The sequence below is a fragment of the Acinetobacter sp. GRABPA_MV_2 genome (genome assembly GCF_056725885.1).
This window is the reverse complement of record NZ_JBWZNA010000002.1, coordinates 20,390-43,514: the sequence shown is the minus strand read 5'-3', so window position 1 is coordinate 43,514 and position 23,125 is coordinate 20,390. Positions and strand designations below refer to the sequence as shown.

The window sequence follows — 23,125 nt, the reverse complement described above, 5'->3', positions numbered from 1 at the left end:
TGAAACCAATAATGAATGAATTAAAAGCTCACTATTGTGGGCTTTTAATTTAATAACACCTTCATAACATTTAAAAAAGGTGAGCATTTATCATCTAAAGTATCGTTTATCTTAAATGTAAAGAAACCTTGGATAGGTATTGATTAAAGAAAATTCACTTGAAAATTGTTGTTTTATAAATTAGTTTTCAGAAACATTAAATGAAATTAGATTGATATACCTTGTTGATAAGTGCAAATAAGGTGGGTTTTTTCAAGGATATACTAGTGAATATAGATACTTATGTTGAAATTAAAAATGGCAAGGAAAACGATATAAACGTTAAATATCGTGGCCTAATTCAAAAATTAACAGCAACATTGTCATTGACGCTTTTGTCATTTGGATGGTGCTCCACCGTAAATGCTGCACAACAACAAATTGCTTTAGTAGGAACATGGACATCAATTCCTAATGCACCGCTTGTGCAAAAACCAAAACAAGCTAGTGAAGGCTTATACCAGCTTCAAGTGAATAAAGATGGAACTTTAACTCCTGTTAAAGTGTTGAAAATGAAAAGTCCTTCTTGGATTGTGAAATCGAAAGATAGCCGTTTTGCATATACCACAAATGAAGAAAACGAAGGTGCGGTGACTGCATTATCTATTCAAAACGGAAAGGTGGAAGTGTTGAACACAGTAGATAGTCATGGTGGACATCCAACACATGCAACAATCAGTTTAGATGGTAAATTCCTGTTTGTGTCGAACTATTCAGCGTTCGATAAAGGGCGAGGTGGTGTGGCTGTTTTACCAATTTTGTCAAACGGTCATTTAGGTGAAAAAGTACAAAATATTGTTTTTGAGGAAGGTTCTGGTCACGTCAAGGGCCGCCAAGAAAGTGGACATGCTCATTCCACAACTTTTAGTCCAGATGGTAAGTATTTATATGCCAGCGATCTCGGTAATGACAAAATCTATGCATTTCGTTATAACCCGAACAAGGCTCAGCCACTCGAAGCGGATACCAAGCGCGATGTGACTTTTACTCATGGTTCTGGCCCGCGTCATATGGTCTTTTCACCAAATGGCAAACATGCGTATGTTACCGCAGAAATGCGAAGTGAAATTGTGACATTTAACGTGCAAGATGGTCATTTGAAAAAAGTGGCTGAGCTAAAACTGATCCATGAGGACAAAACACCTGAGTTTAAGAGTGCGAGTGGAATTATCCTTAGCCCAAATGGTAAATATGTGATTGCTGCCAATCGAGGCGCAGACAACAAACTCTTAGTATTTAAAATCAAACAGAATGGATTGCTAGGTAAGCCAGTTGTTTATAAAGCGAATGGTATTGAACCACGTGCTTTCTCATTCGATGCATCTGGTAAATATCTATATGTAACCAATGTTTATAGTAATAATATAAGTTTATTCCGTTTTGATGAAAAAAATGGGACCTTAAAACCAGCTGGTGATGCAGCAAAAATATCAACACCTACGGATATCAAATTCTTTAATTAATCCAAATCATGAAACTGGCATTTCTAATGCTTAATATAAAAGACCGAGATTTTGTTATCTCGGTTTTTTATAGCAGTTTTGGCAAAAACGATGATTTTCCGTATGATATGGACAGCAATAATTAGTGTAGTGAAATGATGAAAAAGATTTTATTGATTGCAATGAGTTTGCTCTTTGTTGGTTGTTCAGAAAAGAAACCATTAACACCAGAAGAGCAGTGGCATGGCTTTTGTACTAGCGTAGGAAATGCTGCAAGAAGTATTGTTTTTGATCGTCAGCAAGCAATTGAAAAAACACAGGCAGTTGAGCATGCAAATAAAATTGAAGATGAGATAACTAAAAAATTCATTCTTAATATTATTGAAAAAGTTTATGCGATTCCAAAAGAAGAACTGACAAAAGATCCTCAAGCAATTCAAGAAAAAGTTAGAAAGCAAATGACGGATGAATGTTTGGCAACACCTCATGACAAAATGCCAAAATATAAATCGTTCTAATTGCGGTTGCGATTATTGAATTTTCATCTAGCAGAAGCTCTTTTTGTTCAAAAAAAGCTCAATTTAGCCCAATATGCTCATTATTTAGACACAGGTATTTAGATACAAAATAATGGGCATCACGGAGAAACACCCCGCGCTCATTAACTTTTACCTTGAACTCTAGTAAACTTTTGTAGTCCATATTACTTGTGAAGCTTTTAAGAAAGCTGGAATTTGCAAGTAATTTTTCAAAAAAAGAGGAATGAACACCGTGCTAGAAGCTTACCGCCAACACGTTGAAGAACGTGCCGCACTCGGAGTCCCACCGAAGCCACTTGATGACGCTCAAACAGCTCAGCTTGTTGAACTATTAAAAAATCCACCAGCAGGCGAAGAAGCGTTCTTGGTAGATTTGCTTGAAAACCGTGTTCCTGCAGGTGTTGACCAAGCAGCTTACGTAAAGGCAGCATTCTTGGCAGCGATTGCAAAAGGCGAAGCAACTTCACCACTCGTTTCTAAAGAACGTGCAGTTTACTTACTTGGCACTATGCTGGGTGGTTATAACGTAGCACCACTTGTTGAACTTCTTGATAATGCCGAACTTGCAGGTTTAGCTGCTGAAGCATTAAAGAAAACACTTCTTGTATTTGATGCATTCCATGACGTAGCAGATAAAGCAAAAGCTGGTAATGAAGCCGCTAAAGCTGTTTTACAATCTTGGGCTGAAGCAGAATGGTTCACCAGCCGTCCTGACGTTCCAGAAGAAATCAAAATCACTGTGTTCAAAGTAACTGGTGAAACAAACACTGATGACTTGTCTCCAGCTCAAGATGCTTGGAGCCGTCCAGACATTCCATTACATGCAAACGCAATGTTGAAAAATGAGCGTGATGGTATCAACCCTGAAAAACCAGGTGAAGTTGGTCCATTAAGCCAAATTAAAGAACTTATCGCGAAAGGCAATCAAGTTGCTTACGTTGGTGACGTTGTTGGTACAGGTTCAAGCCGTAAGTCTGCAACTAACTCTGTACTTTGGTTCTTTGGTGATGAACTTCCACACATTCCTAACAAAAAAGACGGTGGTGTGTGCTTAGGTTCTAAGATTGCTCCAATTTTCTTCAATACAATGGAAGATGCAGGTGCATTACCTGTAGAAATCGACGTTGCTAACATGAACATGGGCGACGAAGTAGTATTGAAAATTGACCATGCTGCTGCAAAAGTAACTGCTTTTAAAGATGGTGCTCAAATCGCAGAAGCTGACCTTAAAACTCCAGTACTTTTAGACGAAGTACGTGCGGGTGGTCGTATTAACTTGATCATTGGTCGTGGTTTAACTGCTAAAGCACGTGAAGAATTAGGTCTTGCACCTTCTACATTATTCCGTACTCCAGTACAACCTGCTGACACTGGCAAAGGCTTTACACAAGCTCAAAAAATGGTTGGCCGCGCATGTGGTTTACCAGAAGGCCAAGGTATCCGTCCAGGAACTTACTGTGAACCTAAGATGACAACTGTTGGTTCTCAAGATACAACAGGTCCAATGACTCGTGACGAGTTAAAAGACTTAGCATGCTTGGGCTTCTCATCTGACTTAGTAATGCAGTCTTTCTGTCACACTGCTGCGTATCCAAAACCAGTTGACGTAACAACTCACCATACATTACCTGACTTCATCATGAACCGTGGTGGTGTATCTTTACGTCCAGGTGACGGTATTATCCACTCTTGGTTAAACCGTATGTTACTTCCAGATACAGTAGGTACTGGTGGTGACTCACATACTCGTTTCCCAATCGGTATTTCATTCCCAGCGGGTTCTGGTCTTGTTGCGTTCGCAGCAGCAACTGGTGTTATGCCACTTGATATGCCTGAGTCTGTACTTGTTAAGTTCAAGGGTAAAATGCAACCTGGTATCACTTTACGTGACCTTGTACATGCAATTCCTTACTACGCAATTCAAGCGGGTGATTTAACTGTAGAGAAGAAAGGTAAGAAAAACATCTTCTCTGGTCGTATCCTTGAGATCGATTTATCAGAAATGGAAAATGACTTGACTGTTGAGCAAGCATTCGAACTTTCTGATGCTTCTGCTGAACGTTCTGCTGCTGGCTGTTCAATCACACTTTCTGAAGAGAAAGTTGCTGAATACTTACGTTCTAACATCACAATGTTGAAGTGGATGATCGCAGAAGGTTATGGCGATGCACGTACACTTGCTCGTCGTGCTGAAAACATGCAGAAGTGGTTAGATAACCCAAGCTTGTTAAAAGCTGATGCTGATGCTGAATACTTAAAAGTTTACGAAATCGATCTAGCTGACATCAAAGAACCAATTCTTTGCTGCCCGAACGATCCAGATGACGCGAAACTTCTTTCTGACGTTCAAGGCGACAAGATTGATGAAGTATTCATCGGTTCTTGTATGACCAACATCGGTCACTTCCGTGCAGCTGGTCAGTTACTTGACAAAGTACCTGGTGGTTCATTATCTACTCGTTTATGGTTGGCTCCACCAACTCGTATGGACGAGCACCAATTAATGGAAGAAGGCTTATATAACATCTATGGCCGTGCTGGTGCACGTACAGAGATGCCGGGCTGTTCATTATGTATGGGTAACCAAGCGCGTGTAGCTCCGAACACAACTTGTGTATCGACTTCTACTCGTAACTTCCCGAACCGTTTAGGTCAAGGTGCAAACGTTTACTTAGCATCTGCTGAGCTTGCATCTGTAGCTGCGGTTCTTGGTAAATTACCAAGCCCAGAAGAATATCAACAGTACGCGTCGCAAATCGACAGCGCTTCTGCTGACATCTACAAATACTTAAATTTCGACAAGATGAGCGAATATACTAAAGAAGCTGATCAAGTTGATACTAAGAAAATCCAAGCTGCTCAATTGACTTAATACGTCAATTTAGTACAAAAAAGGAGCTGATTATTCAGCTCCTTTTTTATTTAAATGAGACTTTATACTTAATAAGACTTGAAAAATAATAAATAGATCAAATTTTATTTAATGAAAGTGTAAAAATAAATATTACTCTAGATATTAAAACGTTTTTTGCTTTAAAATAATTGCACGAACTTAATAATAATTAAAAAAAATACGAGTATTTTATATAGGGAACTTAAGAATGCTAAAGACAATTGTTGAATTTAAATTTGATGATTATCAATTATATGACCAAAAAACATATGCAGATGAAGATGGTATTTTAGTTCAAAAAACTGAAGATATTGCTCAATATATTTTTAGTATATTAAAGAATAGATATCATTTAAATGTAGAGTTATATAGTGAAAGTTGGGGGTGGGAAATTGAGATTCCACTGCCTGAAATAACAATGTACCTTGGAATCAGTGTTTATGAAGAATATAGCAATGGATTCGCAATTTTTATTTCTCCAAATACTCCGATTTTAAGAAAATTTTTATTTAGAAAACTTGATATTACTCATCATATTATGGTGCTGCAAAATTATATAAATATTATCTTAAAATCGCATCCGGGCATCTATGATGTGGTGTGGTGGGAAGAAAATGAATTCCGATGTGTAGCAGCGAATTGAAAAAATTGTGAAGTCTAACTTTTAAATATTGAAGTAAGTGAAACAAAAAATTGTTAGAGACAATATTGGTGAATAGAGGCGATGAGCTTACTATATCTACAATATTAAGTGGTCAGATCAATATGCATAATTCAGCTTGGAAGGGGTTGCGTAAATTTTTTTATAATAATCTTCACAACCATGACTATGAAACGACGGTAAGTAAATGCATTAACTATTTTTTAGTTATTTTAATTATTGGTAACGTTGCTGCTGTTTTATTGGAAACAGTAAATGATTTGTACTCAAGTTATCGTATTTGGTTTGATTACTTTGAGAATATTTCAATCGCAATTTTTAGTATTGAGTATTTATTAAGAGTGTGGAGTGTTGCAGATCGAGATACGACAGAATCCGCATGGAAAACCCGTTTGAATTGGATGAAAAGTGGGGAAGCAATTATTGATTTGATGGCAATTTTGCCAGCTTACCTGAATTTCTTTGTACGAATCGATCTTCGTTTGCTTCGGATTTTACGTTTACTTCGTTTATTAAAATTAACGCGCTATTTCATCTCACTACAGATATTGTTATGTGTGATTAAACGTGAGAAGGGATCTTTTCAAGCGGTTATTTTTATTTTAATTATCATGATTATTATGACTGCTTCTGGAATTTATGTGGTTGAAAACAAGGCTCAGCCAGAAGCTTTTAGTTCAATACCTAAATCTATGTGGTGGGCAGTGGTTACCTTAACTACAGTGGGGTATGGCGATGTCACTCCTGTAACTAGCCTAGGAAAGTTATTGGGGGCGCTCATTACTATTCTGGGTGTGGGTATTGCGGCTTTACCAGCTGGTATTTTGGCGTCTGGACTTGCAAATGAGCTTAATCAACGGAATCAGAGACTAGAGCAAGAGTTTCGTGAGTTACTTCAAGCACGAGGTATTGATATTTTACATGATGAAATTGAAATAGAGCGAGTCCGTCAAAAAGTAGGATTGCCAAAAGAGCAAGCGCATAACTTGATTATTCAAATTATGCGTGAAAAAGTATTAGAGGAAGAAGAGTCGGTCCGAGAGAAAAAATGTTATTGCCCACACTGTGGTGGAAAGCTAACTGATTAGAAGTAATAAGTTAGCCTTTTCTTTAATTAAGCTTTTTTGTTGGCTTTTTCTACTGCAAATGCGATAAGTAAAATAATCAGACCGCCAAGGCTTAAGACAAAACCTACCCAGATTGGTGCGATCCAACCCATTTGGTGACTGAGTACCCAGCCCCCTAAAAATGCACCTAATGCATTGGCCATATTAAAGGCAGAGTGGTTGAGTGAGGCAGCTAATGTTTGGGCATCACCTGCAACATCCATTAGACGGGTTTGTAATGCCCCGCCTAACCCCATTACCGTGAGACCAATTAAGAATAAAGATGCAATGGCAGTATAGATATTACTCATTAAAAAACTAGCGACAACAAAAGCGATGGCTGAGCTAATTAATACACCCACTATAGTTTTGTTGAGGTTCTTATCTGCAAGCCATCCTGCGGCTAAACCACCAATAACCATACCTATACCCCAAATCGCTAAAGCGATAGGAACGATTTGGATATTAACTTGTGTATATTCAGTCAAAATTGGTGAGACATAGCTATAAACAGAAAACATGCCTCCAAAACCGATTGCACCCACTGCTAGTGTTAACCACATGTTGATATTTTTAAGGCCAGCTAACTCAGTTTTTATACTCGCAGTAGCTTGGACTGGAATATTGGGTACAAAGAAGCCAACAGCAATTAAAGTAACGAAAGCAATAGTTGCTGAAAACTCAAATCCTGCTCTCCAACCAAAATTTTGGCCTAACCAAGTTGCTAGAGGAACGCCAATCACAGTTGCCACTGTTAGGCCCATCATCATTTGGGCAACCGCAGAGGCTCTTCTTGCTGGACCTGCTAGTTCGGCTGCAACTAACGCACCGACTCCAAAATATGCTCCGTGTGGTAAGCCTGCAATGAAACGTGAGACTAAAACAGTTTCAGGTGTATGAGCTAAAGCAGTACAAGCATTCGCAACACCATAAAAAAGCATTAAGCCCAGCAATAAGGTTTTCCTTGGTACTTTAGCTCCAAGAATAGCGATGATAGGAGCACCAATAACTACACCCAATGCGTAGGCACTAATAAAGTGGCCAGCTTCAGGTACTGTAATATTTAAATTATTTGCAATTTCCTGAATTAGTCCCATTGCGACGAATTCAGTGGTTCCAATACAAAAACCACCTACAGCGAGTGAGAAAATTGCTAAAAAGAGAGAGTAATGTTGAGGTGTGGAAAGAGGAGATTGCGGGGACGCCATAATAAGTTGTAGGAAGACTCAAAAAGAGAAGTATAAGGGAAAAGAGAACAGAATAATAAAAAACTAAAATATTGAGGGGAAAGTTTGCGTATTTCTTTTTTTGTAAAATTAAATTTATTAATGATAATAAGAATTATTTTTATTTGTGTATACTGTATCCGCTTATATTTTGTCTGAAATTTTTAACTTTGCGTATAACAGGATTTTGTAATAATGAATAGATTTCTAATGGCGTCACTTACATTGATATGTACAACAGGCTTTGCTCACGAACCTTATGTAGCTCCTGTAGCTTATAAGACTGAACAGACTCAAGTACCTGTAATTGCTGGTTATGCTGAAGAAGCATTAAATAGTGAATATGCTTTAAAAGATGCTAAGCTTACTCTAATTACACCTAAAAATGAGTTTAAAACTGTCAACTCAGAAGCTCTGCATAAGTCTGCAACTCTTTTTGATGTAGAATTACCTGAAGAAGGCACATATATTGTTCAAACTCAGGCAAGTTACCCTTTAAAATATGTATATGATCAAAAAGCATGGCATTTATTTTTTGATATGCCAGCTGATAAAGCTCCACCAAAAGCAGAGCGTGAATATTTGATTCCGTCTGACCTTAAAACAAAAACAATTAAAACAGAGCAAGTAACACGAGAGTGGACATTACAAAGTTATCTTTCTAAGGGAAAAGTTTCAGATATCCAGCTCCCGAATACACCGATTAAAGTTAGTTTCTCTGTACATCCTAACCAGATTAAAGCTGCTCAACCTGTAAAATTAACCATAACTGAAAAAGGACAACCTTTAGCTTATGCTGAAGTGAATTTAAGAGAAAAGGGTGCAACTGACAAGCAAGCGCAGCAGTTTAAGGCAGGAAGCAACGGTCAAGTTGAGCTTACGTTTCCAAAAGCTGGAGAGTACGTAGTAGAAGTAACAGCTCCTCTAAATTTGAAATTAAAACCTAAAGATCAGAGCTATACGATTATTAGTTTAAATGTAGCACAATAGTTTTTAGAGTTTTAAAAAAATAGACCTTTATTAGGTCTATTTTTAGTTTTAATCTTCTCACTCATTAAAAAGTTTAATTTCTCTTTAGTTCTGAGGAAAAAAATTCATCGCAAATAAAAATAGTGAAATAAAATTCATGTTGAGACAAACTAACTAATTTTATGTTAAAGTGAATAAAATTCATCAATAAAGATTTATCGAAAGTTTTATGGAAAAGCAAATATGAGCTTTTTCCATTTATAGATAAATCTGTTTTTTAGGCATGGGCCCATGTTAGAAATACGCCACCTTAAAACTTTAGTTGCTTTACGTGAGCATGGTTCATTAGTTTCAGCAGCTAATGACCTTTGTTTAACGCCATCTGCTATTTCCCATCAATTAAAAGAATTAGATCATTGGTATGGGGTAGAAGTTGTTAATCGTCGAAGTAGACCAGTTAGTTTTTCTAATGTTGGACAGCGCTTATTAAAGTTAGCTGATGATGTTTTGCCACAAATCCAGATTACCCACAGTGATATCACGCGTATTGTGCATGGACAGACAGGCAGAATTATTTTTTCATCGGAATGCCATAGTTGTTTTGACTGGTTAATGCCTTTATTAAATCAGTATCGCCAGCAATACCCAGATGTAGATTTAGACTTCGCTTCAGGTTTTGAAGCCAATCCGCATGAACTCTTACAAAATGCAGAATTTGATTTACTAATTACAGCTGACCCAATTGCATTAAAAGGAATTGAGTATTTTCCGATTTTTGAATACGAATCACGGTTAGTCTTATCAAATACGCATCCTTTGGTACGAGCTGAAAATATTACAGTTCAAGAGTTGGCCGAAGAAGTTTTAATTACTTATCCAGTTGATAAGCACCGTTTAGATATTATGTCTAAACTTTTCATCCCTGCGAATATTCAGCCTAAACAAATACGGACAACTGATTTAACCCAAATGCTTATTCAACTCGTTGCAAGTGGACGAGGTATTGCTGCTTTACCTGATTGGGTAGTGAATGAGTATGAACAAAAGGGATGGGTTACTAGTCGTCGTTTAGATTGTGTTTCTCCTACAGGTTTAAGACGAACTTTATATGCGGGCTATCGAACTGAAGAAAAAGAGAAAAGTTATTTTGAAGGCTTTTTAAAGCAGTTAGAAAAGTTCTCTTTAAAGCGAAACGCTTATTATTCTGGCTAAAAAATCATTTAGCCCAAGTGTTAAAAAGGTGCTTTATTGCACCTTTTTTATATCGATTTCTTATTTGCCAATGAATAAAGAGAGTAATCCTGCCGCAATTAGAGGACCGACTGGTACACCACGGAGTAAAGCGACACCAGCAACTGTACCAATCAGTAAACCTGCAACTACGTCAGGTTGGCTCGACATTAGTTTTACGCCGCGACCGCCTAGCCAGGCGACTAACAGGCCAATTGCGATAGCCATAAGGGATTTAAAACTAATAAATGATTTTAAAATACTCTCACCACTGAGTTTCCCACTGGCAATTGGAGTGAGTACGCCAATGGTTAAAATAAGTATGCCTAAATTAAGACCATGTGCTTGAATATAAGGGAAAAATTCATTTAAGGGGGTGATTTTAACGACAATCAGCACACCTGCTGCAATAGTTACAGCTGCATTTTGACTTAATAAGCCGCAGACAAGCAGAACGAGTAGAACAACTAAATTAACATCAAATTGGGCAAGCATGGCGAGCGGGGGCGTTATAAATAAATGGAATTGTATAATATTTAATAGTCCTAATGTTAAAGCTTTAAAAGATACAGCTGATCGATGTTTTTTTTAATAAAAATTGATTGTATATCCCTCAATGATAAGGAGTTTTAATTTTTGGTTACGCTTGAACACAATGTTATATAAATTAACAAGTTAAAAATTATAGTGTTTAAAAATTGTGATATAAAAATAGTCATTACTCATGAGTACAGGATATTTTTATGGACATTATAGATATCAAGATCAAAGATCAGTTTGATAAAATCCATGATGCAAAAGCACAACTAAAGAAAAATTTAGTGGAACATGAAAATGAATCTTTAAAACTAAGCCAACGTATTGAGCATATTATTGTTGATAATGAAATTATTTTGCCTACTACCGAATTATTATTTGAAAGCGAACAGAACGAAAATATTTATCGAGTCGTTGAAGAGTAAGGAGGCTAATTCAAGTAGTGAAAACAGTAGAGAGTAGTGTTTAGTAAAAAATGGAAACTACGTTAAAATAACAGCTTAGTTCTAATGAGAAAACTTCATGCTGCTGGAAAAGATCTTACAATCACAAGGGTTTGGTTCTCGTAAATATTGTCAGCAGTTAATAAAAAATGGATCTGTAAGTATTGATGGAGAGGTTGTAAGTGACCTTAAAAAGCAATTCTCTCCAGAAAATTTAGAATTTTCTCTTTTTGGGGAAACTTATCAATATCGAGAAAAAGTTTACCTTGCTCTAAAAAAACCAAAAGGTTTTGAATGTTCACACCAACCTCATCATCATCAAAGCGTATTTAGCCTTCTACCAGAAATCATGATTCAACGTGGTGTGCAAGCTATTGGTCGTTTAGATCAAGATACAACGGGCTTACTTTTACTTACCGATGATGGTAAATACCTTCAAGCTTTAACTCATCCCCGTAAACATGTGCCAAAGGTTTATCATGTTACGACTATAGATCCAGTTACACCTGAGCAAATTGAAATGCTGAGCCAAGGTGTTAGCCTACATCAAGAAAAAGGTGTTTTCGCTGCAACGAATGTAGCGATATTAGAAACGCATCAATTAACCATGACGATTCATCAAGGTGTTTATCATCAAGTAAAAAGAATGATTGCAGCTGTGGGAAATAAGGTAGAAGCATTACATCGCCATCAAGTAGGGCAATTGGTTTTACCTGAACTTGAAGATGGAGAATGGGTTTATTTATCTGAACAACAAAAACAGCTCGCTCAAAATATCATTTGAGAAAACAATGGAAGGTTTGGAACTCGCTATCTCGAATAAATCCCATTTGTTCATATAAGCGATGAGATTCATGGTTGTTGCTTTGAGTTTCCAAACTAATCCGTAAAGCATTCTCTTGTTTTGCAAATAAGATTGCTGTGTCGATTAGCTGTTTAGCAGAACCTTGACGACGGAAAATAGGCGTAACATAGACATCATCTAAGATATAGTATGTTGAACATGCAACTGAAGAAAAACCTAAATAGAGTAAAATAAAACCCGTAATTTTGTCGTCTTTAATATGAATGAAGAACACACTTTCTCTATTCTCAAAACGTTGTTTAAGGAAGTGAAGTGATTCATTAAAATTAGAAGAGGCCCCATAAAATTGGCGGTATTCATCAAATAAAACGGCGAGTTGCTCTAAATCTTCAAAAGTCGCTCGTCTAACGATCATTTGGCACTCCTTGTAACTTATCATTATGTTTTTACAAAGAGAGCATAACGAAAAAAAGAGCTTTTTGACGTTAAAACTTGTTTATAAATGCAACAGTGTTAAGTTTTGTCGCTTTCACCAAGAAGTGCATTCAATTCTTCAAATAAATCTTCATGGTCATCATCTTCAGCTAAAGTCGATGAATTTTGGTTTAATGACGATGCTTTTGCTTTTCTCAGTTTTAATAATTGCTCCATATTAATATTCTGATTTTCGATAGCAAATGGAATAGATTTAGTTAATACGACCTGTTTAAAAAAAAGTCGTACCGCTTGGGCAGGGGTAATTCCCAATTGCTTAAAAACAGCAAAAGCCTGTTTTTTCTCTTGGGAGTCAAGTCGAACCTGATAAACTTCTGTTTTTCGCATGAATAACAAAACCAAATGATTTTTAATTTTTAGGAATTCATTTTAAACCATCGCAATGTAATTTCAATGTTTTTTGGCATAAAAAATAATCTTTTTGTCATTACGGTTACATTACAATGTCAATTCAAACTCAGAATTGAAAGACATTCCCTCCTTTGTGAGGGGATCTGTAAATGAAATATGCTTAGCCAGAAGCTGTAATGGTTCTGAAAAATCATCTTCAGCTTTGTGCTGAACTACGGGATAAAATGGATCATTTTTAATCGGAATTTCTAAATAATTAAGATGCACGCGAAGTTGATGTTGTTTACCTGTTGTAGGGGTTAAACGATATTTTGCCCAAAACTGATTATGTTCTATAAGCTCAATATAAGTCTGGGTATTGGCTTTGGCATTTTCTATAACGTGCATCGTATAAAAAGGATGACCTTTATCTAAATGCAAATGTAAGGTTTGAGGAAAATTTAAATCTTTTTTATAAGGTGCAACAGCGTGATAAATTTTATTGACTTGGCGCTTTGCAAATAATTGTTGGTATATACCACGCGATTCAACCCGTTTGCAAAATAGAACGACACCAGCAGTTTCACGGTCTAAACGATGTATCGGTGTTAAAAATTCATTGCCTGTTTGTTTTTTTAGCCGCACTAAAAGAGTTTCTTGAACATATTGTCCTGTCGGACTAATTGTTAAAAAATGTGGTTTATCGACTACTAATAAATCATCATTTTCAAATAAAATTTGATGCTCAAAAGGCACATGAGGTTCGTATGCAAGAAAGCGATAATAAAAAATATGGGTGTTGCCGACATACGGACTGGTTAAAGTTAATTTATCCCCATTTGCCGCATATATAAGGCCATCTTGAAATCTTTGCTTCCATTCTTCAGTTTTAATATGTGCAAAGTGGCCACAGAGATACTCATAAATAGTTTGAGTCTGTATTTGCAGAGGAAGATAGACTTTACTCGCACTTACTCCATCAATCATGGGGGGGAGAAATTCGTTCGGACTAGACATAAAAAAGTGTGAATATTTAAGAAAATTGATATAAAAAAAGCCAACTTCTAGGGCTTAAGTAGGCTTTTAAGGCAGGGCAATGTTATCATATCGATTATTTCGAATCATGTTATGTGTGCTATGTCGTATTCATTGAAATTGGTCTTAAATCATGAAGAAGATACTGAGCGTCTAGCTCAAGCTTTGGCGCAGCATGTTCAGTTGGGTGTAATTTATTTAATTGGGGACTTAGGTGCGGGTAAAACCACACTTACGCGTTATTTCTTGCAAGCTTTGGGCCATAAAGGTTCTGTTAAAAGCCCAACTTATACGCTCATTGAGCCATATAAAATTAATGATAAAGAAATTTTTCATTTTGACTTGTATCGTTTAAATGACCCGTATGAACTTGAATTAATGGGAATTCGTGATTATTTAGATATCACAGATGCATTATTTCTATTTGAATGGCCATCTAAAGGTGGCGATGAAATTCCACAAGCAGATATCATCATTGACATTCAAAAGTCAGATGATGAGTTGAGCCGTTTGGTAACGTTAACTTTACCAACAGAAAATTTGTATCAGACTTTGCAGGAACAGCTTCATGACTGATAAAAAGCTAACACAACGTCGTATTCATACATTAGACGCAGCGTTAGCGAACCAGATTGCAGCAGGTGAAGTAATTGAACGACCTTCTTCTGTGGTCAAAGAATTATTAGAAAATTCAATTGATGCTGGCGCAACTGAACTGATTGTAAGGATTGCTCAAGGTGGTTCGACTTTAATCGAAATCATTGATAATGGGCATGGTATTCACCCGGATGATTTAGCACTTGCTGTCATGCGTCATGCTACAAGTAAGATTAAAACTGCTGAGGATTTACATGCTATTGTGAGTTTGGGATTCCGCGGGGAAGCTCTTGCTTCGATTGCTGCTGTCTCAAGATTGACTTTGACTAGTAGCCAAGATGAAAGTGGTATTGGTCATCAAGTTGAAGTAAATGGTACAGCATTTGATCATCAAGAAGTACAAGCTGTTGCTGCTCAAAAGGGCACCCATATTCGTGTTCAGGATTTATTTTTTAATGTTCCTGCGCGCCGTAAATTCTTAAAAAAACCAACTACAGAATTTGGTCATATTGAAGAGATTGTTCGTCGTCTGGCTCTAACACATTTCGATATACGGTTTGTGCTTGAGCACAATGATAATATTAGAATTAATTTACCTATAGCAGATAGTGGGGAACTACGTTTTCAGCGAGTTCAGCAATTATTAGGTTCGCAATTTGTTCAAAATGCATATTGGATTGATGCTGAAAGTATTAGTATGCGTTTATCAGGTTGGCTAGGCCATCCCTCAGATGCACGTGCACAGGCTGATATGCAGTATGTCTATGTAAATGGTCGTATTGTCAAAGATAAAACGATTTCGCATGCGCTACGCATGGCGTATGACGGTATTTTACATGGTCATCAACATTCATCTTATTTACTTTTTTTAGAAGTTGACCCTGAAAATATTGATGTCAATGTTCATCCTACTAAACATGAGATTCGATTTTTAAATCAAAGAGAAGTGCATGAGTTTGTAAGGCATTACGCAAAAGAAACTCTCGCACAATTTCAGACAGCGAGTGCTGATCTAGCTCAAGCGATGAAAGCGGATGCAAGCTCAGATTATTCAGTACAACCTCAGCCCAAATATCAAGAACAATTTTCATTGCACCGCGCAAATGAAACTTTAAATTCAGACAGTGAAGCACGAACCCAGCATGCACCGACAGAATTATTAACTGATTTTAACGCTAGTCGTCCACAAGCTGTTCACTATGCAGATCAAACACCAAAATATAATGGTTCTGCTCAATTAAATAATGCTTTAAAAACTTATTTAGCTCCACTTCGCGACCAACCTGCTAGTTTTTCGGTAAATGAGGATGTTGAGCCAGTTGCTAAAGTAGATGAATTTCCATTAGGTATCGCAATTGCTCAACTGCATGGAATTTATATTTTAGCTCAGAATACAGAAGGGCTTATTATTGTTGATATGCATGCGGCACATGAACGTATTTTATTACAGCAAATGAAAAATGCTTGGGATAAACCTGAATTTTGGACATCTCAGCAACTGCTTATACCTAAGGTGATTTCCATTAGTCGTATGCAAGCTGTTAGGGTCGAAGAATTAAAACCTCAGCTTGAGCGCTTAGGTTTGGAAATTGATTTATATGGTGATGAGCAAGTTATTATTCGCGGTGTGCCAGCCATATTACAAAAAGCTGATTTTGAAAATCTTATTCCAGAACTTTTAAATGATTTAGATCCGAATGATGAAGCACAAGGATTACTTCAAAAAAGAGATGAGTTGTTAGCGGGAATGGCATGTCATGGGGCAGTGCGTGCACATCGACAACTCAGCCTTTCAGAAATGAATGCTTTACTTCGTCAAATGGAACAAACCGAATTTGCGAGCCAATGTAACCATGGGCGGCCAACTTGGCGTGCATTTCCATTATCTCAACTAGATAAATTATTTGCTCGAGGAGAGTAGTTTTACATGTCAAATCAATTGCCCGTCATCAATTTAATGGGACCAACTGCGAGCGGGAAAACCGCTTTGGCATGTGAATTATACGAGCGTGGAAATTTTGAACTAATTTCTGTTGATTCCGCTCTTGTCTATAAAGATATGGATATTGGCACGGCTAAACCAACTCGTGAAGAGCAAGAACTCTATCCTCATCATCTTATTGATATTATTACTCCTCTTGAAGTTTACTCAGCTGCTCAGTTTGTTGATGATTCCTGCAAATTAATTGATGACATGCATTCACGTGGGAAAACTCCTATTTTAGTAGGAGGGACAATGTTATATTTCAAGGCATTGTTAGAAGGATTATCTGGTAATTTACCAAGTGCTGATGCTGAAGTTCGGGCAGCAATTGAACAAAAAGCGTTAAACGAAGGATGGCAAGCGGTTTATGATGAACTGGTTTCTGTAGATCCTGCTGCCGCAATAAAGTTTAATGTAACTGATAAGCAACGAATTATTCGGGCTCTGGAAGTTTATAAAATTACGGGTGAACCAATCACTAAATTGCAGGCAGAACAACCAAAAAACGTACCATATCGATACATATTTCATAACTACGCTTTACTTCCAGATCGGGTAGAATTACATCAACGCATTGAGCAAAGATTAAGCAAAATGTGGGATATCGGTTTTTTGAGTGAAGTTGAAGCTCTAATTGAAAAATACGATTTAGATGAAAATTTACCCTCAATGCGTTCGGTGGGTTATCGACAAGCACTAGAATTTCTATTAAAAAGTGACTTAAGTCTCAAAAGTAAACGTGAAATGGAGGATAAAGCTTTATTTGCAACACGACAACTTGCCAAACGTCAATATACGTGGTTACGTTCTTTGCAAGAAATACACGATTTTAAAACTTACTTGACGATAAAGCAGGCGAAAGAAGACTTGCGAAACTCTTATGGATAAAGCAAAATTTGCACACTGTCTTTTTATAATTTTTAGTTGAAAAATAAAGATAGTTTTTTTGCGCTGATTTAAAAATTTTTTTTGGAGTTAAAAATGTCTAAAGGTCAAACTTTACAAGATCCGTTCTTAAATTCTCTCCGTAAAGAACGTATCCCTGTTTCTATTTTCCTTGTGAACGGTATTAAATTACAGGGTCATATTGAATCTTTTGACCAATATGTTGTTTTATTAAAAAATACTGTAAGTCAAATGGTTTACAAGCACGCGATTTCAACTGTTGTTCCAGCACGTAATCCACGTCCAGCAGGCGCACAAGGTACAGGCTTCCCAGCACAAGGTGGCACTCAAGGCGGTTTTGGTGGTCAAGGTAGCGGCTTTGGCGGCGCTCAAGGTGGCTTCGGTGGCGCTCAAGGCGGCTTCGGTGGCGCTCAAGGTGGCTTCGGTGGTCAAGGTAGTTTCGGTGGTCAAGGCGGTGGCTTCGGTGGTCAAGGTGGCTTCGGTGGTCAAGGTGGCTTCGGCGGCCAAGGCGGTTTCGGCGGTCATCAAGGTGGTTTTGACAACGATTCTAAATTTGAAGATGGTCAAGACGACGAAAATAATCGTTAATTGAAATCTAAAAAAGAAGCCAGTCAGATAATGACTGGTTTTTTTATGTGTATTTAAAAGTTAATCCAAAGCATTTAAACGGTCATGGATAGCGATTTGGCCATGATGACTAATATATTTAAATAGATAGGGCTTTAATTAATGATATTAATATTAGCTGCTGCTTTGAGCAGTGTCTTGGTGTCTATCCTATTAAAAAATTTAAAGAAAAAAGGTTATCCGCCATTACAGATGATTGCATGGAACTATGCAAGTGCTAGTCTTCTTTGCTTTTTGTGGTTTCAGCCCGATATCCAACATGTTTCAATAATGCATACTCCATGGTGGTTAATCCTTGCCTTGGGGGTAATTTTACCTAGTATTTTTTTATGTCTTGCTAAATCACTAGAATATGCAGGAATTGTTAAAACTGAACTTGCACAGCGCCTTTCAGTTGTTCTTTCTTTGCTTGCAGCATATTTCTTTTTTCATGAGCAATTTAATGCATTAAAACTATGGGGAATAGGTTTAGGAATTCTTGCAGTTTTACTTGTTTTATTTGGACAAATGAAGTCTTTTTCCAATCATCAATCTAGAAAAGCAATTCTTGCTTTATTAAGTGTTTGGTGTGGTTATGCGGCAGTAGATATTCTTTTAAAATATACAAGTAGTTTAGGCCTTCAGTTTACACTTACTTTAAATCTTATTTTTATTACAGCTTTTATATTGTCGATTTCATATTTATTACTACAGAAGACTCAAAAGTGGCAGTTTAAAAGTACGATAGCTGGGTTAATATTAGGCATACTCAATTTTTCAAATATTGCTTTATATGTAAAAGCTCATATTCTTTTAAAAGATTCACCTGCAATTGTTTTTGCAAGCATGAATATTCTTGTTGTGTTATTTGGAATTCTAAGCGGAGTGATTTTATATAAAGAAAAATTAAAATGGCCTACTATTTTGGGGATTCTTTTAGGAATAAGCGGAGTAGTGTGTTTAGCTAGCGCAATGGCTTGATAGTTCAAGAGAATAGAATCTCTTGAACTATAGAGGTTTTATTATAAATAGGTAAAAATTACTTCATCTGGCAGTCGTGATTTAGGAAGTTTGGCATTAAAGTCATTTTCACTGCGATAGCCTAAAGAAACGATTACAGAGCTTCGTAAACCTTTTTCAGTTAAACCGAGCTCGGTATTTAGAACTTCTTCATCAAATCCCCCCATCGGAGTTGCATCAATGCCCTCTAAACCGGCAGCAAACAGTAACTGTCCTAAAGCAATGAATGTTTGATTTTCCATCCATCCAAATAAATTTTTCTGCTCATTTCTATAAAATTCGACATAACCATGGCGAGTATCTTTTTGCCCTAATTTTGCTTTTTCATCTTTAAAACGGCCACTTAAATCATCTTGTTCAAGCAATTGATTTAAGTACTCAGATGAAATGTCTGTTTTTGTACAGAATACAAGTGTATGTGATGATTCGAGTACTTTAGGTGCATTGTAAGCATATTTACCTGTTAGTGCTTTTGCGATTCGTTCTTTAGCTGCAAGATTATCTGCCACTACGAAATGCCAAGGCTGAATATTCACTGAGGAAGGGGTAAAACGTAAAATTTCTAATAATTTATTGAGTTTTTCTTGAGGGATTTTCTTTTCAGGATCATATGCTTTTGTTGTGTAGCGACTTTTAACCGTATTTAATAAATCCATACTTTACTCCATATCAATCTTATTGCAATTGAGAGACTTTAATCTTTGGCATCATACGCTATTTTATTCAAAGATATTTGCTCTTTAATTTGATAAAAAATGTATTGCAGTAATATAGAAATTAAATATTTTTTTATAAATATATATTTCTAAATTAGTATGTCCAGTCAATTAACTTTAGCTGTGGAGCATTGTCAGTAGGATCAATTTCCAAAATCTGGGCTTGATGCTCTCTCCAATCGCCAAGTACGATGCGTTGCTTATGTTGTAATTTATGAATTGAAGGGCGGTGTGTATGACCATGAATAAGTGTATCTATATCTGCTAAAGCAGAAATAACAGCTTGTTCATTCACATCCATAATTTCATAGCTTTTTTGCTGTTTATCTGCGGAGCTTCTTTTTCGAAAACCATTAACCAGTTTGGTGCGAAAACTCAGTGGTGTACGGCGTAAAAAAGCGACTAAGAGCGGATTTCTAATAATTTTTTTAAATCTTTGATAGGAAATATCATCTGTACATAGTGCATCACCATGTTCTAGGCGGTACTGATGTCCAGCAATAGTGAGATAATAAATATCGGGTAGTAATACACCATTAAATTTATTGAGGAATACTTGATTTAAAGCAAAATCACGGTTGCCTACTTGAAAGTAAACCCGATTTCCTTTTTTGTTAAAGTCTTTTAATGCTTCAATAATTTCATCGAGCCATGGTGCCGAGTAATCATCGCCAATCCAAGCATTAAACCAGTCACCTAAAATATAAAGCTGTGTTTGTTTATTTTGATAATGCACCAATAAATCTAAAAACCCTCGAACAAGTCGAGGGTGTTCAGGTGACAAGTGTAAATCAGAGATAAACAGATAGGTCACAGCTTATTCCTAAAATTATTCAGAAATAATTTTAGCAGATTCGATTACCACGTTTTCTAAAGGAACGTCAGCGTGGTAACCACGGTTGCCAGTGCGAACGCCTTTGATCGCTTCAACAACATCCATACCTTCAACAACTTTACCAAATACAGCATAACCCCAACCTTGAGCAGTTTTAGAGGTATGGTTTAAGAAAGAGTTGTTTTTTACGTTAATGAAGAACTGTGCAGAAGCAGAGTGAGGTGCTTGAGTACGTGCCATAGCAATCGTACCAACGTCATTGCTTAAACCATTGTCAGCTTCGTTTTCGATAGAATCACGAGTTGCTTTTTCTTTGAAGTTTTCATCCATCCCGCCACCTTGGATCATGAAGCCATCAATGACACGGTGGAAAATAACGCCGTCATAAAAACCGTCACGTACATATTCTAAAAAGTTTGCTACTGTTTTTGGTGCTTTTTCAGTATTTAGTTCAAGAACAATACGACCTTTATTGGTGTTTAATTCGACTTGAGGAAAACTCATTACATTAATCTCCTAAACATGGGCTTATGACCATGGGTTTTTGGTTGAGAGAAGCATAAGCAAACTGTAAACTACAAGGCAAGTAAAAAACGTTAAAATCTTTGTGAAAAATGAAGATAGCGTTTAAATTTTTCGAAATTTATCTACAAAGAAGTGATTGATACACTATGAAGCCTAATGATGTTGTCTCGAACCTGCCAAATAACCCGACACCGAATACTCATGCCTCTGTCGATTCTGCGCAGCAAGAACAACAGGCTGGATTAGATTTTGTTCGCCAAGTCATTACGGATGATTTGGCTACAGGACGTGCAAAACAGATCGTAACGCGTTTTCCACCAGAACCAAATGGTTATTTACATATTGGCCATGTAAAAGCGATTTGCTTGAACTTTGGTGTGGCTGAAGAGTTTAATGGTTTGTGTAATTTGCGTTTTGACGATACAAACCCTGATGCTGAAGAACAAGAGTATGTTGACGGTATTGCTAACGATGTGAAATGGCTTGGTTTTAACTGGAATGGTGAACCACGCTATGCATCGGGTTATTTTGATCAATTATATGCATGGGCAGTTCAACTTATTGAACAAGGCGATGCATATGTAGATTTACAGTCTCCAGAAGAAATTAAGTTAAATCGTGGCAGCTTTGTTGAGCCAGGTAAAAACTCTCCATACCGTGATGCATCTATTGAAGAGAATCTTGCTCGCTTTGAAAAAATGCGTAGCGGTGAGTTTAAAGAGGGTGAAGCAGTTTTACGTGCCAAGATTGATATGGCAAGTAACAATGTACATATGCGTGATCCGATTTTATATCGCGTATTGCATTCAGAGCATCACCAAACTGGCGATAAATGGAAAATCTACCCAATGTATGACTATGCTCATCCATTGTCTGATGCCATTGAAGGAATTACCCATTCGCTTTGTACATTAGAATTCCAAGATCACCGTCCGTTTTATGACTGGATTGTTGAAAAAGTAAAATCTAAAGCTGTTCCACATCAATACGAATCTTCACGTTTAAACGTGGATTACACCATCACATCAAAACGTAAATTACGTAAATTGGTGGAAGGTGCTTATGTAAATGGTTGGGATGATCCACGTATGCCAACCGTAGTTGGTATGCGCCGTCGTGGTTTTACACCAGAAGGCTTACGTGATTTTTGTAAGCGTGTAGGCGTATCAAAAACTGATGGTATTGTTGATGTTGCAATGCTTGAGTTTTGTATTCGCCAATCTTTAGAAAATACTGCTGCACGTGGTATGGCTGTTTTAAGCCCACTTAAAGTGACTTTAACTAACTTACCTGAAGATATGGATCTTACGCATGCTCGCCATCCTAATGTAGATATGGGTGATCGCGTGATTCCTTTAACCAAGGAAATCTATATAGACCGTAAAGACTTTGAGGAAGTACCGCCAAAAGGCTTTAAACGTTTAATTCCTGATGGTGAAGTGCGTTTACGCCATGCTTACGTGATTAAATGTGATGAAGTTATTAAAGATGCAAATGGTGACGTAATTGAGTTGAAATGTTCAATTGACCCTGAAACTCTAGGAAAGAATCCGGAAGGACGTAAAGTAAAAGGGGTGATTCACTGGGTATCTGCAACTAAAGGTATTCCTGCTGAAGTGCGTATTTACGACCGTTTGTTTACTGAAGCCGCACCTGATGCAGATGATGACTTCTTGGCAAATCTTAATCCTGAATCATTGAAAGTGGTACAAGCTGTCATTGAGCCAGCTTTGGCACAAGCGAATCCAGAAGACCGTTTCCAATTTGAGCGTGAAGGTTATTTCGTTGCAGATCAATATGATCATTCACCAGAAAAACCGGTTTTCAACCGTATTCTTGATTTAAAAGATAGCTTCAAGCCTGAGAAAAAGTAAGACGAACAACATGTTGTGAGTAAACAACAGATATAAAAAAGCCCAACTCAGTTGGGCTTTTTTATTTGGATGTCTTCTCATATTTTCTTTTTCTTTATGATTTATATCCTTGGCAAATTAGCTTAGGATGGATTAATCACATAAAAATAAAGAATCAAGATAATAAGGAGAATACATGAAAGCAATAAATAAGTATTAACCGTATTAAAGCTTTTTATAAATTTCCAGATATCCATAGTAAATCAACGTATATTTTGTGTTACAAATTAATAATACACTGAAAACTTTATTAAATGTTTGTTAAGAACGAAC

General features: G+C 36.8%; 23 protein-coding genes. 15 read left to right on the top strand and 8 right to left on the bottom strand.

Annotation, left to right across the window (positions count from 1 at the left end; genetic code table 11):
• Positions 1 to 266: 266 nt before the first annotated feature.
• The 5 genes from ACXM0J_RS02010 (at position 267) to ACXM0J_RS01990 (ending at position 6,662) form a co-directional block, all read left to right on the top strand.
• Positions 267 to 1,502, top strand: a complete 1,236-nt coding sequence (locus ACXM0J_RS02010) for a lactonase family protein (RefSeq protein WP_086265935.1) — start codon at positions 267 to 269, stop codon at positions 1,500 to 1,502.
• A gap of 134 nt (positions 1,503 to 1,636) precedes the next feature.
• A complete protein-coding gene (locus tag ACXM0J_RS02005; RefSeq protein ID WP_081309626.1) occupies positions 1,637 to 1,999 on the top strand; it encodes a hypothetical protein in 363 nt (120 codons plus the stop codon).
• 253 nt (positions 2,000 to 2,252) lie between these two features.
• The gene (locus tag ACXM0J_RS02000; protein WP_033848021.1) at positions 2,253 to 4,892 is read left to right on the top strand and encodes a bifunctional aconitate hydratase 2/2-methylisocitrate dehydratase; all 2,640 of its coding nucleotides are present in this window, start codon (positions 2,253 to 2,255) and stop codon (positions 4,890 to 4,892) included.
• A 229-nt stretch (positions 4,893 to 5,121) separates the two neighbouring features.
• Positions 5,122 to 5,556, top strand: a complete 435-nt coding sequence (locus tag ACXM0J_RS01995; RefSeq protein WP_086265936.1) for a hypothetical protein — start codon at positions 5,122 to 5,124, stop codon at positions 5,554 to 5,556.
• Positions 5,557 to 5,678: 122 nt separating this feature from the next.
• Positions 5,679 to 6,662 (top strand): ion transporter, encoded by a 984-nt coding sequence (locus tag ACXM0J_RS01990; RefSeq protein WP_086265937.1) that lies wholly within the window; start codon positions 5,679 to 5,681, stop codon positions 6,660 to 6,662.
• Positions 6,663 to 6,688: 26 nt separating this feature from the next.
• Here ACXM0J_RS01990 and ACXM0J_RS01985 read toward each other — a convergent pair whose 3' ends face one another.
• Positions 6,689 to 7,888: an MFS transporter gene (locus ACXM0J_RS01985; protein WP_086265938.1), complete on the bottom strand. Its 1,200-nt coding sequence runs from the start codon at positions 7,886 to 7,888 to the stop codon at positions 6,689 to 6,691.
• Positions 7,889 to 8,101: 213 nt separating this feature from the next.
• Here ACXM0J_RS01985 and ACXM0J_RS01980 point away from each other — a divergent pair, with 213 nt between their 5' ends.
• Complete coding sequence (locus ACXM0J_RS01980; RefSeq protein WP_213034453.1) at positions 8,102 to 8,896, top strand: DUF4198 domain-containing protein; 795 nt, start codon at positions 8,102 to 8,104, stop codon at positions 8,894 to 8,896.
• 270 nt (positions 8,897 to 9,166) lie between these two features.
• Complete coding sequence (locus ACXM0J_RS01975; protein WP_002122195.1) at positions 9,167 to 10,087, top strand: LysR family transcriptional regulator; 921 nt, start codon at positions 9,167 to 9,169, stop codon at positions 10,085 to 10,087.
• A gap of 60 nt (positions 10,088 to 10,147) precedes the next feature.
• On the opposite strand, the gene ACXM0J_RS01970 is transcribed toward ACXM0J_RS01975, so the two are convergent.
• On the bottom strand, positions 10,148 to 10,600 hold the full coding sequence (locus ACXM0J_RS01970; RefSeq protein WP_086265940.1) for a DUF441 domain-containing protein: 453 nt from the start codon (positions 10,598 to 10,600) through the stop codon (positions 10,148 to 10,150).
• 248 nt (positions 10,601 to 10,848) lie between these two features.
• On the opposite strand from ACXM0J_RS01970, the gene ACXM0J_RS01965 reads away from it, so the two are divergent.
• Positions 10,849 to 11,067, top strand: coding sequence for a hypothetical protein (locus ACXM0J_RS01965; RefSeq protein WP_002122273.1), 219 nt, complete (start codon positions 10,849 to 10,851; stop codon positions 11,065 to 11,067).
• 97 nt (positions 11,068 to 11,164) lie between these two features.
• Positions 11,165 to 11,869 carry a pseudouridine synthase gene (locus ACXM0J_RS01960; RefSeq protein ID WP_087087973.1) on the top strand — a complete coding sequence of 235 codons (705 nt, stop codon included), beginning with the start codon at positions 11,165 to 11,167 and terminating at the stop codon, positions 11,867 to 11,869.
• Here the strand turns inward: ACXM0J_RS01960 and ACXM0J_RS01955 are convergent.
• From ACXM0J_RS01955 to ACXM0J_RS01945, 3 genes are all read right to left on the bottom strand, one after another.
• Positions 11,862 to 12,305 (bottom strand): GNAT family N-acetyltransferase, encoded by a 444-nt coding sequence (locus ACXM0J_RS01955; protein WP_086265941.1) that lies wholly within the window; start codon positions 12,303 to 12,305, stop codon positions 11,862 to 11,864. The two genes, ACXM0J_RS01960 and ACXM0J_RS01955, sit on opposite strands and share 8 nt — an antisense overlap.
• A 98-nt stretch (positions 12,306 to 12,403) precedes the next feature.
• Entirely contained in the window at positions 12,404 to 12,712 is a 309-nt protein-coding gene (locus ACXM0J_RS01950) for a type II toxin-antitoxin system RelB/DinJ family antitoxin (protein ID WP_002122138.1), read from the bottom strand.
• 111 nt (positions 12,713 to 12,823) lie between these two features.
• Positions 12,824 to 13,732: a pseudouridine synthase gene (locus ACXM0J_RS01945; protein WP_213034454.1), complete on the bottom strand. Its 909-nt coding sequence runs from the start codon at positions 13,730 to 13,732 to the stop codon at positions 12,824 to 12,826.
• Between the two features lie 120 nt (positions 13,733 to 13,852).
• Between ACXM0J_RS01945 and tsaE the strand changes: the two genes are divergently transcribed.
• The 5 genes from tsaE to ACXM0J_RS01920 all read left to right on the top strand — a co-directional run bounded on the left by tsaE (position 13,853) and on the right by ACXM0J_RS01920 (position 18,824).
• Positions 13,853 to 14,326: a tRNA (adenosine(37)-N6)-threonylcarbamoyltransferase complex ATPase subunit type 1 TsaE gene (tsaE, locus tag ACXM0J_RS01940; protein WP_086265943.1), complete on the top strand. Its 474-nt coding sequence runs from the start codon at positions 13,853 to 13,855 to the stop codon at positions 14,324 to 14,326.
• The gene (gene mutL / locus ACXM0J_RS01935; protein WP_086265944.1) at positions 14,319 to 16,268 is read left to right on the top strand and encodes a DNA mismatch repair endonuclease MutL; all 1,950 of its coding nucleotides are present in this window, start codon (positions 14,319 to 14,321) and stop codon (positions 16,266 to 16,268) included. Before tsaE ends, mutL begins: the two co-directional genes overlap by 8 nt.
• A gap of 6 nt (positions 16,269 to 16,274) precedes the next feature.
• A complete protein-coding gene (miaA, locus tag ACXM0J_RS01930; protein WP_086265945.1) occupies positions 16,275 to 17,219 on the top strand; it encodes a tRNA (adenosine(37)-N6)-dimethylallyltransferase MiaA in 945 nt (314 codons plus the stop codon).
• Positions 17,220 to 17,312: 93 nt separating this feature from the next.
• On the top strand, positions 17,313 to 17,825 hold the full coding sequence (gene hfq / locus ACXM0J_RS01925) for an RNA chaperone Hfq (RefSeq protein WP_213034455.1): 513 nt from the start codon (positions 17,313 to 17,315) through the stop codon (positions 17,823 to 17,825).
• Between the two features lie 141 nt (positions 17,826 to 17,966).
• Complete coding sequence (locus tag ACXM0J_RS01920; protein ID WP_086265947.1) at positions 17,967 to 18,824, top strand: DMT family transporter; 858 nt, start codon at positions 17,967 to 17,969, stop codon at positions 18,822 to 18,824.
• Positions 18,825 to 18,865: 41 nt separating this feature from the next.
• Here ACXM0J_RS01920 and nfsB read toward each other — a convergent pair whose 3' ends face one another.
• The 3 genes from nfsB to ACXM0J_RS01905 form a co-directional block, all read right to left on the bottom strand.
• On the bottom strand, positions 18,866 to 19,519 hold the full coding sequence (gene nfsB, locus ACXM0J_RS01915) for an oxygen-insensitive NAD(P)H nitroreductase (protein WP_086265948.1): 654 nt from the start codon (positions 19,517 to 19,519) through the stop codon (positions 18,866 to 18,868).
• A 154-nt stretch (positions 19,520 to 19,673) separates the two neighbouring features.
• Entirely contained in the window at positions 19,674 to 20,393 is a 720-nt protein-coding gene (locus ACXM0J_RS01910; RefSeq protein WP_086265949.1) for a UDP-2,3-diacylglucosamine diphosphatase, read from the bottom strand.
• Positions 20,394 to 20,408: 15 nt separating this feature from the next.
• Positions 20,409 to 20,918 carry a peptidylprolyl isomerase gene (locus ACXM0J_RS01905; RefSeq protein WP_002122280.1) on the bottom strand — a complete coding sequence of 170 codons (510 nt, stop codon included), beginning with the start codon at positions 20,916 to 20,918 and terminating at the stop codon, positions 20,409 to 20,411.
• A 167-nt stretch (positions 20,919 to 21,085) separates the two neighbouring features.
• Here ACXM0J_RS01905 and ACXM0J_RS01900 point away from each other — a divergent pair, with 167 nt between their 5' ends.
• Positions 21,086 to 22,813 carry a glutamine--tRNA ligase/YqeY domain fusion protein gene (locus ACXM0J_RS01900; RefSeq protein WP_086265950.1) on the top strand — a complete coding sequence of 576 codons (1,728 nt, stop codon included), beginning with the start codon at positions 21,086 to 21,088 and terminating at the stop codon, positions 22,811 to 22,813.
• The last annotated feature ends 312 nt before the right edge of the window (positions 22,814 to 23,125 follow it).

Bases quoted from the DNA above. Each gene is read 5' to 3' on its own strand.
- ACXM0J_RS01920 (WP_086265947.1), top strand. From the start codon at position 17,967: ATGATATTAATATTAGCTGCTGCTTTGAGCAGTGTCTTGGTGTCTATC.
- mutL (WP_086265944.1), top strand. From the start codon at position 14,319: ATGACTGATAAAAAGCTAACACAACGTCGTATTCATACATTAGACGCA.
- ACXM0J_RS01995 (WP_086265936.1), top strand. From the start codon at position 5,122: ATGCTAAAGACAATTGTTGAATTTAAATTTGATGATTATCAATTATAT.
- ACXM0J_RS01990 (WP_086265937.1), top strand. From the start codon at position 5,679: ATGCATAATTCAGCTTGGAAGGGGTTGCGTAAATTTTTTTATAATAAT.
- ACXM0J_RS01905 (WP_002122280.1), bottom strand. From the start codon at position 20,918: ATGAGTTTTCCTCAAGTCGAATTAAACACCAATAAAGGTCGTATTGTT.
- ACXM0J_RS01960 (WP_087087973.1), top strand. From the start codon at position 11,165: ATGCTGCTGGAAAAGATCTTACAATCACAAGGGTTTGGTTCTCGTAAA.
- nfsB (WP_086265948.1), bottom strand. From the start codon at position 19,519: ATGGATTTATTAAATACGGTTAAAAGTCGCTACACAACAAAAGCATAT.
- ACXM0J_RS01975 (WP_002122195.1), top strand. From the start codon at position 9,167: ATGTTAGAAATACGCCACCTTAAAACTTTAGTTGCTTTACGTGAGCAT.
- tsaE (WP_086265943.1), top strand. From the start codon at position 13,853: ATGTCGTATTCATTGAAATTGGTCTTAAATCATGAAGAAGATACTGAG.
- ACXM0J_RS01900 (WP_086265950.1), top strand. From the start codon at position 21,086: ATGAAGCCTAATGATGTTGTCTCGAACCTGCCAAATAACCCGACACCG.
- ACXM0J_RS01955 (WP_086265941.1), bottom strand. From the start codon at position 12,305: ATGATCGTTAGACGAGCGACTTTTGAAGATTTAGAGCAACTCGCCGTT.
- ACXM0J_RS01970 (WP_086265940.1), bottom strand. From the start codon at position 10,600: ATGCTTGCCCAATTTGATGTTAATTTAGTTGTTCTACTCGTTCTGCTT.
- ACXM0J_RS01945 (WP_213034454.1), bottom strand. From the start codon at position 13,732: ATGTCTAGTCCGAACGAATTTCTCCCCCCCATGATTGATGGAGTAAGT.
- ACXM0J_RS01950 (WP_002122138.1), bottom strand. From the start codon at position 12,712: ATGCGAAAAACAGAAGTTTATCAGGTTCGACTTGACTCCCAAGAGAAA.
- ACXM0J_RS01980 (WP_213034453.1), top strand. From the start codon at position 8,102: ATGAATAGATTTCTAATGGCGTCACTTACATTGATATGTACAACAGGC.
- ACXM0J_RS02005 (WP_081309626.1), top strand. From the start codon at position 1,637: ATGATGAAAAAGATTTTATTGATTGCAATGAGTTTGCTCTTTGTTGGT.
- ACXM0J_RS01965 (WP_002122273.1), top strand. From the start codon at position 10,849: ATGGACATTATAGATATCAAGATCAAAGATCAGTTTGATAAAATCCAT.
- miaA (WP_086265945.1), top strand. From the start codon at position 16,275: ATGTCAAATCAATTGCCCGTCATCAATTTAATGGGACCAACTGCGAGC.
- ACXM0J_RS01985 (WP_086265938.1), bottom strand. From the start codon at position 7,888: ATGGCGTCCCCGCAATCTCCTCTTTCCACACCTCAACATTACTCTCTC.
- hfq (WP_213034455.1), top strand. From the start codon at position 17,313: ATGTCTAAAGGTCAAACTTTACAAGATCCGTTCTTAAATTCTCTCCGT.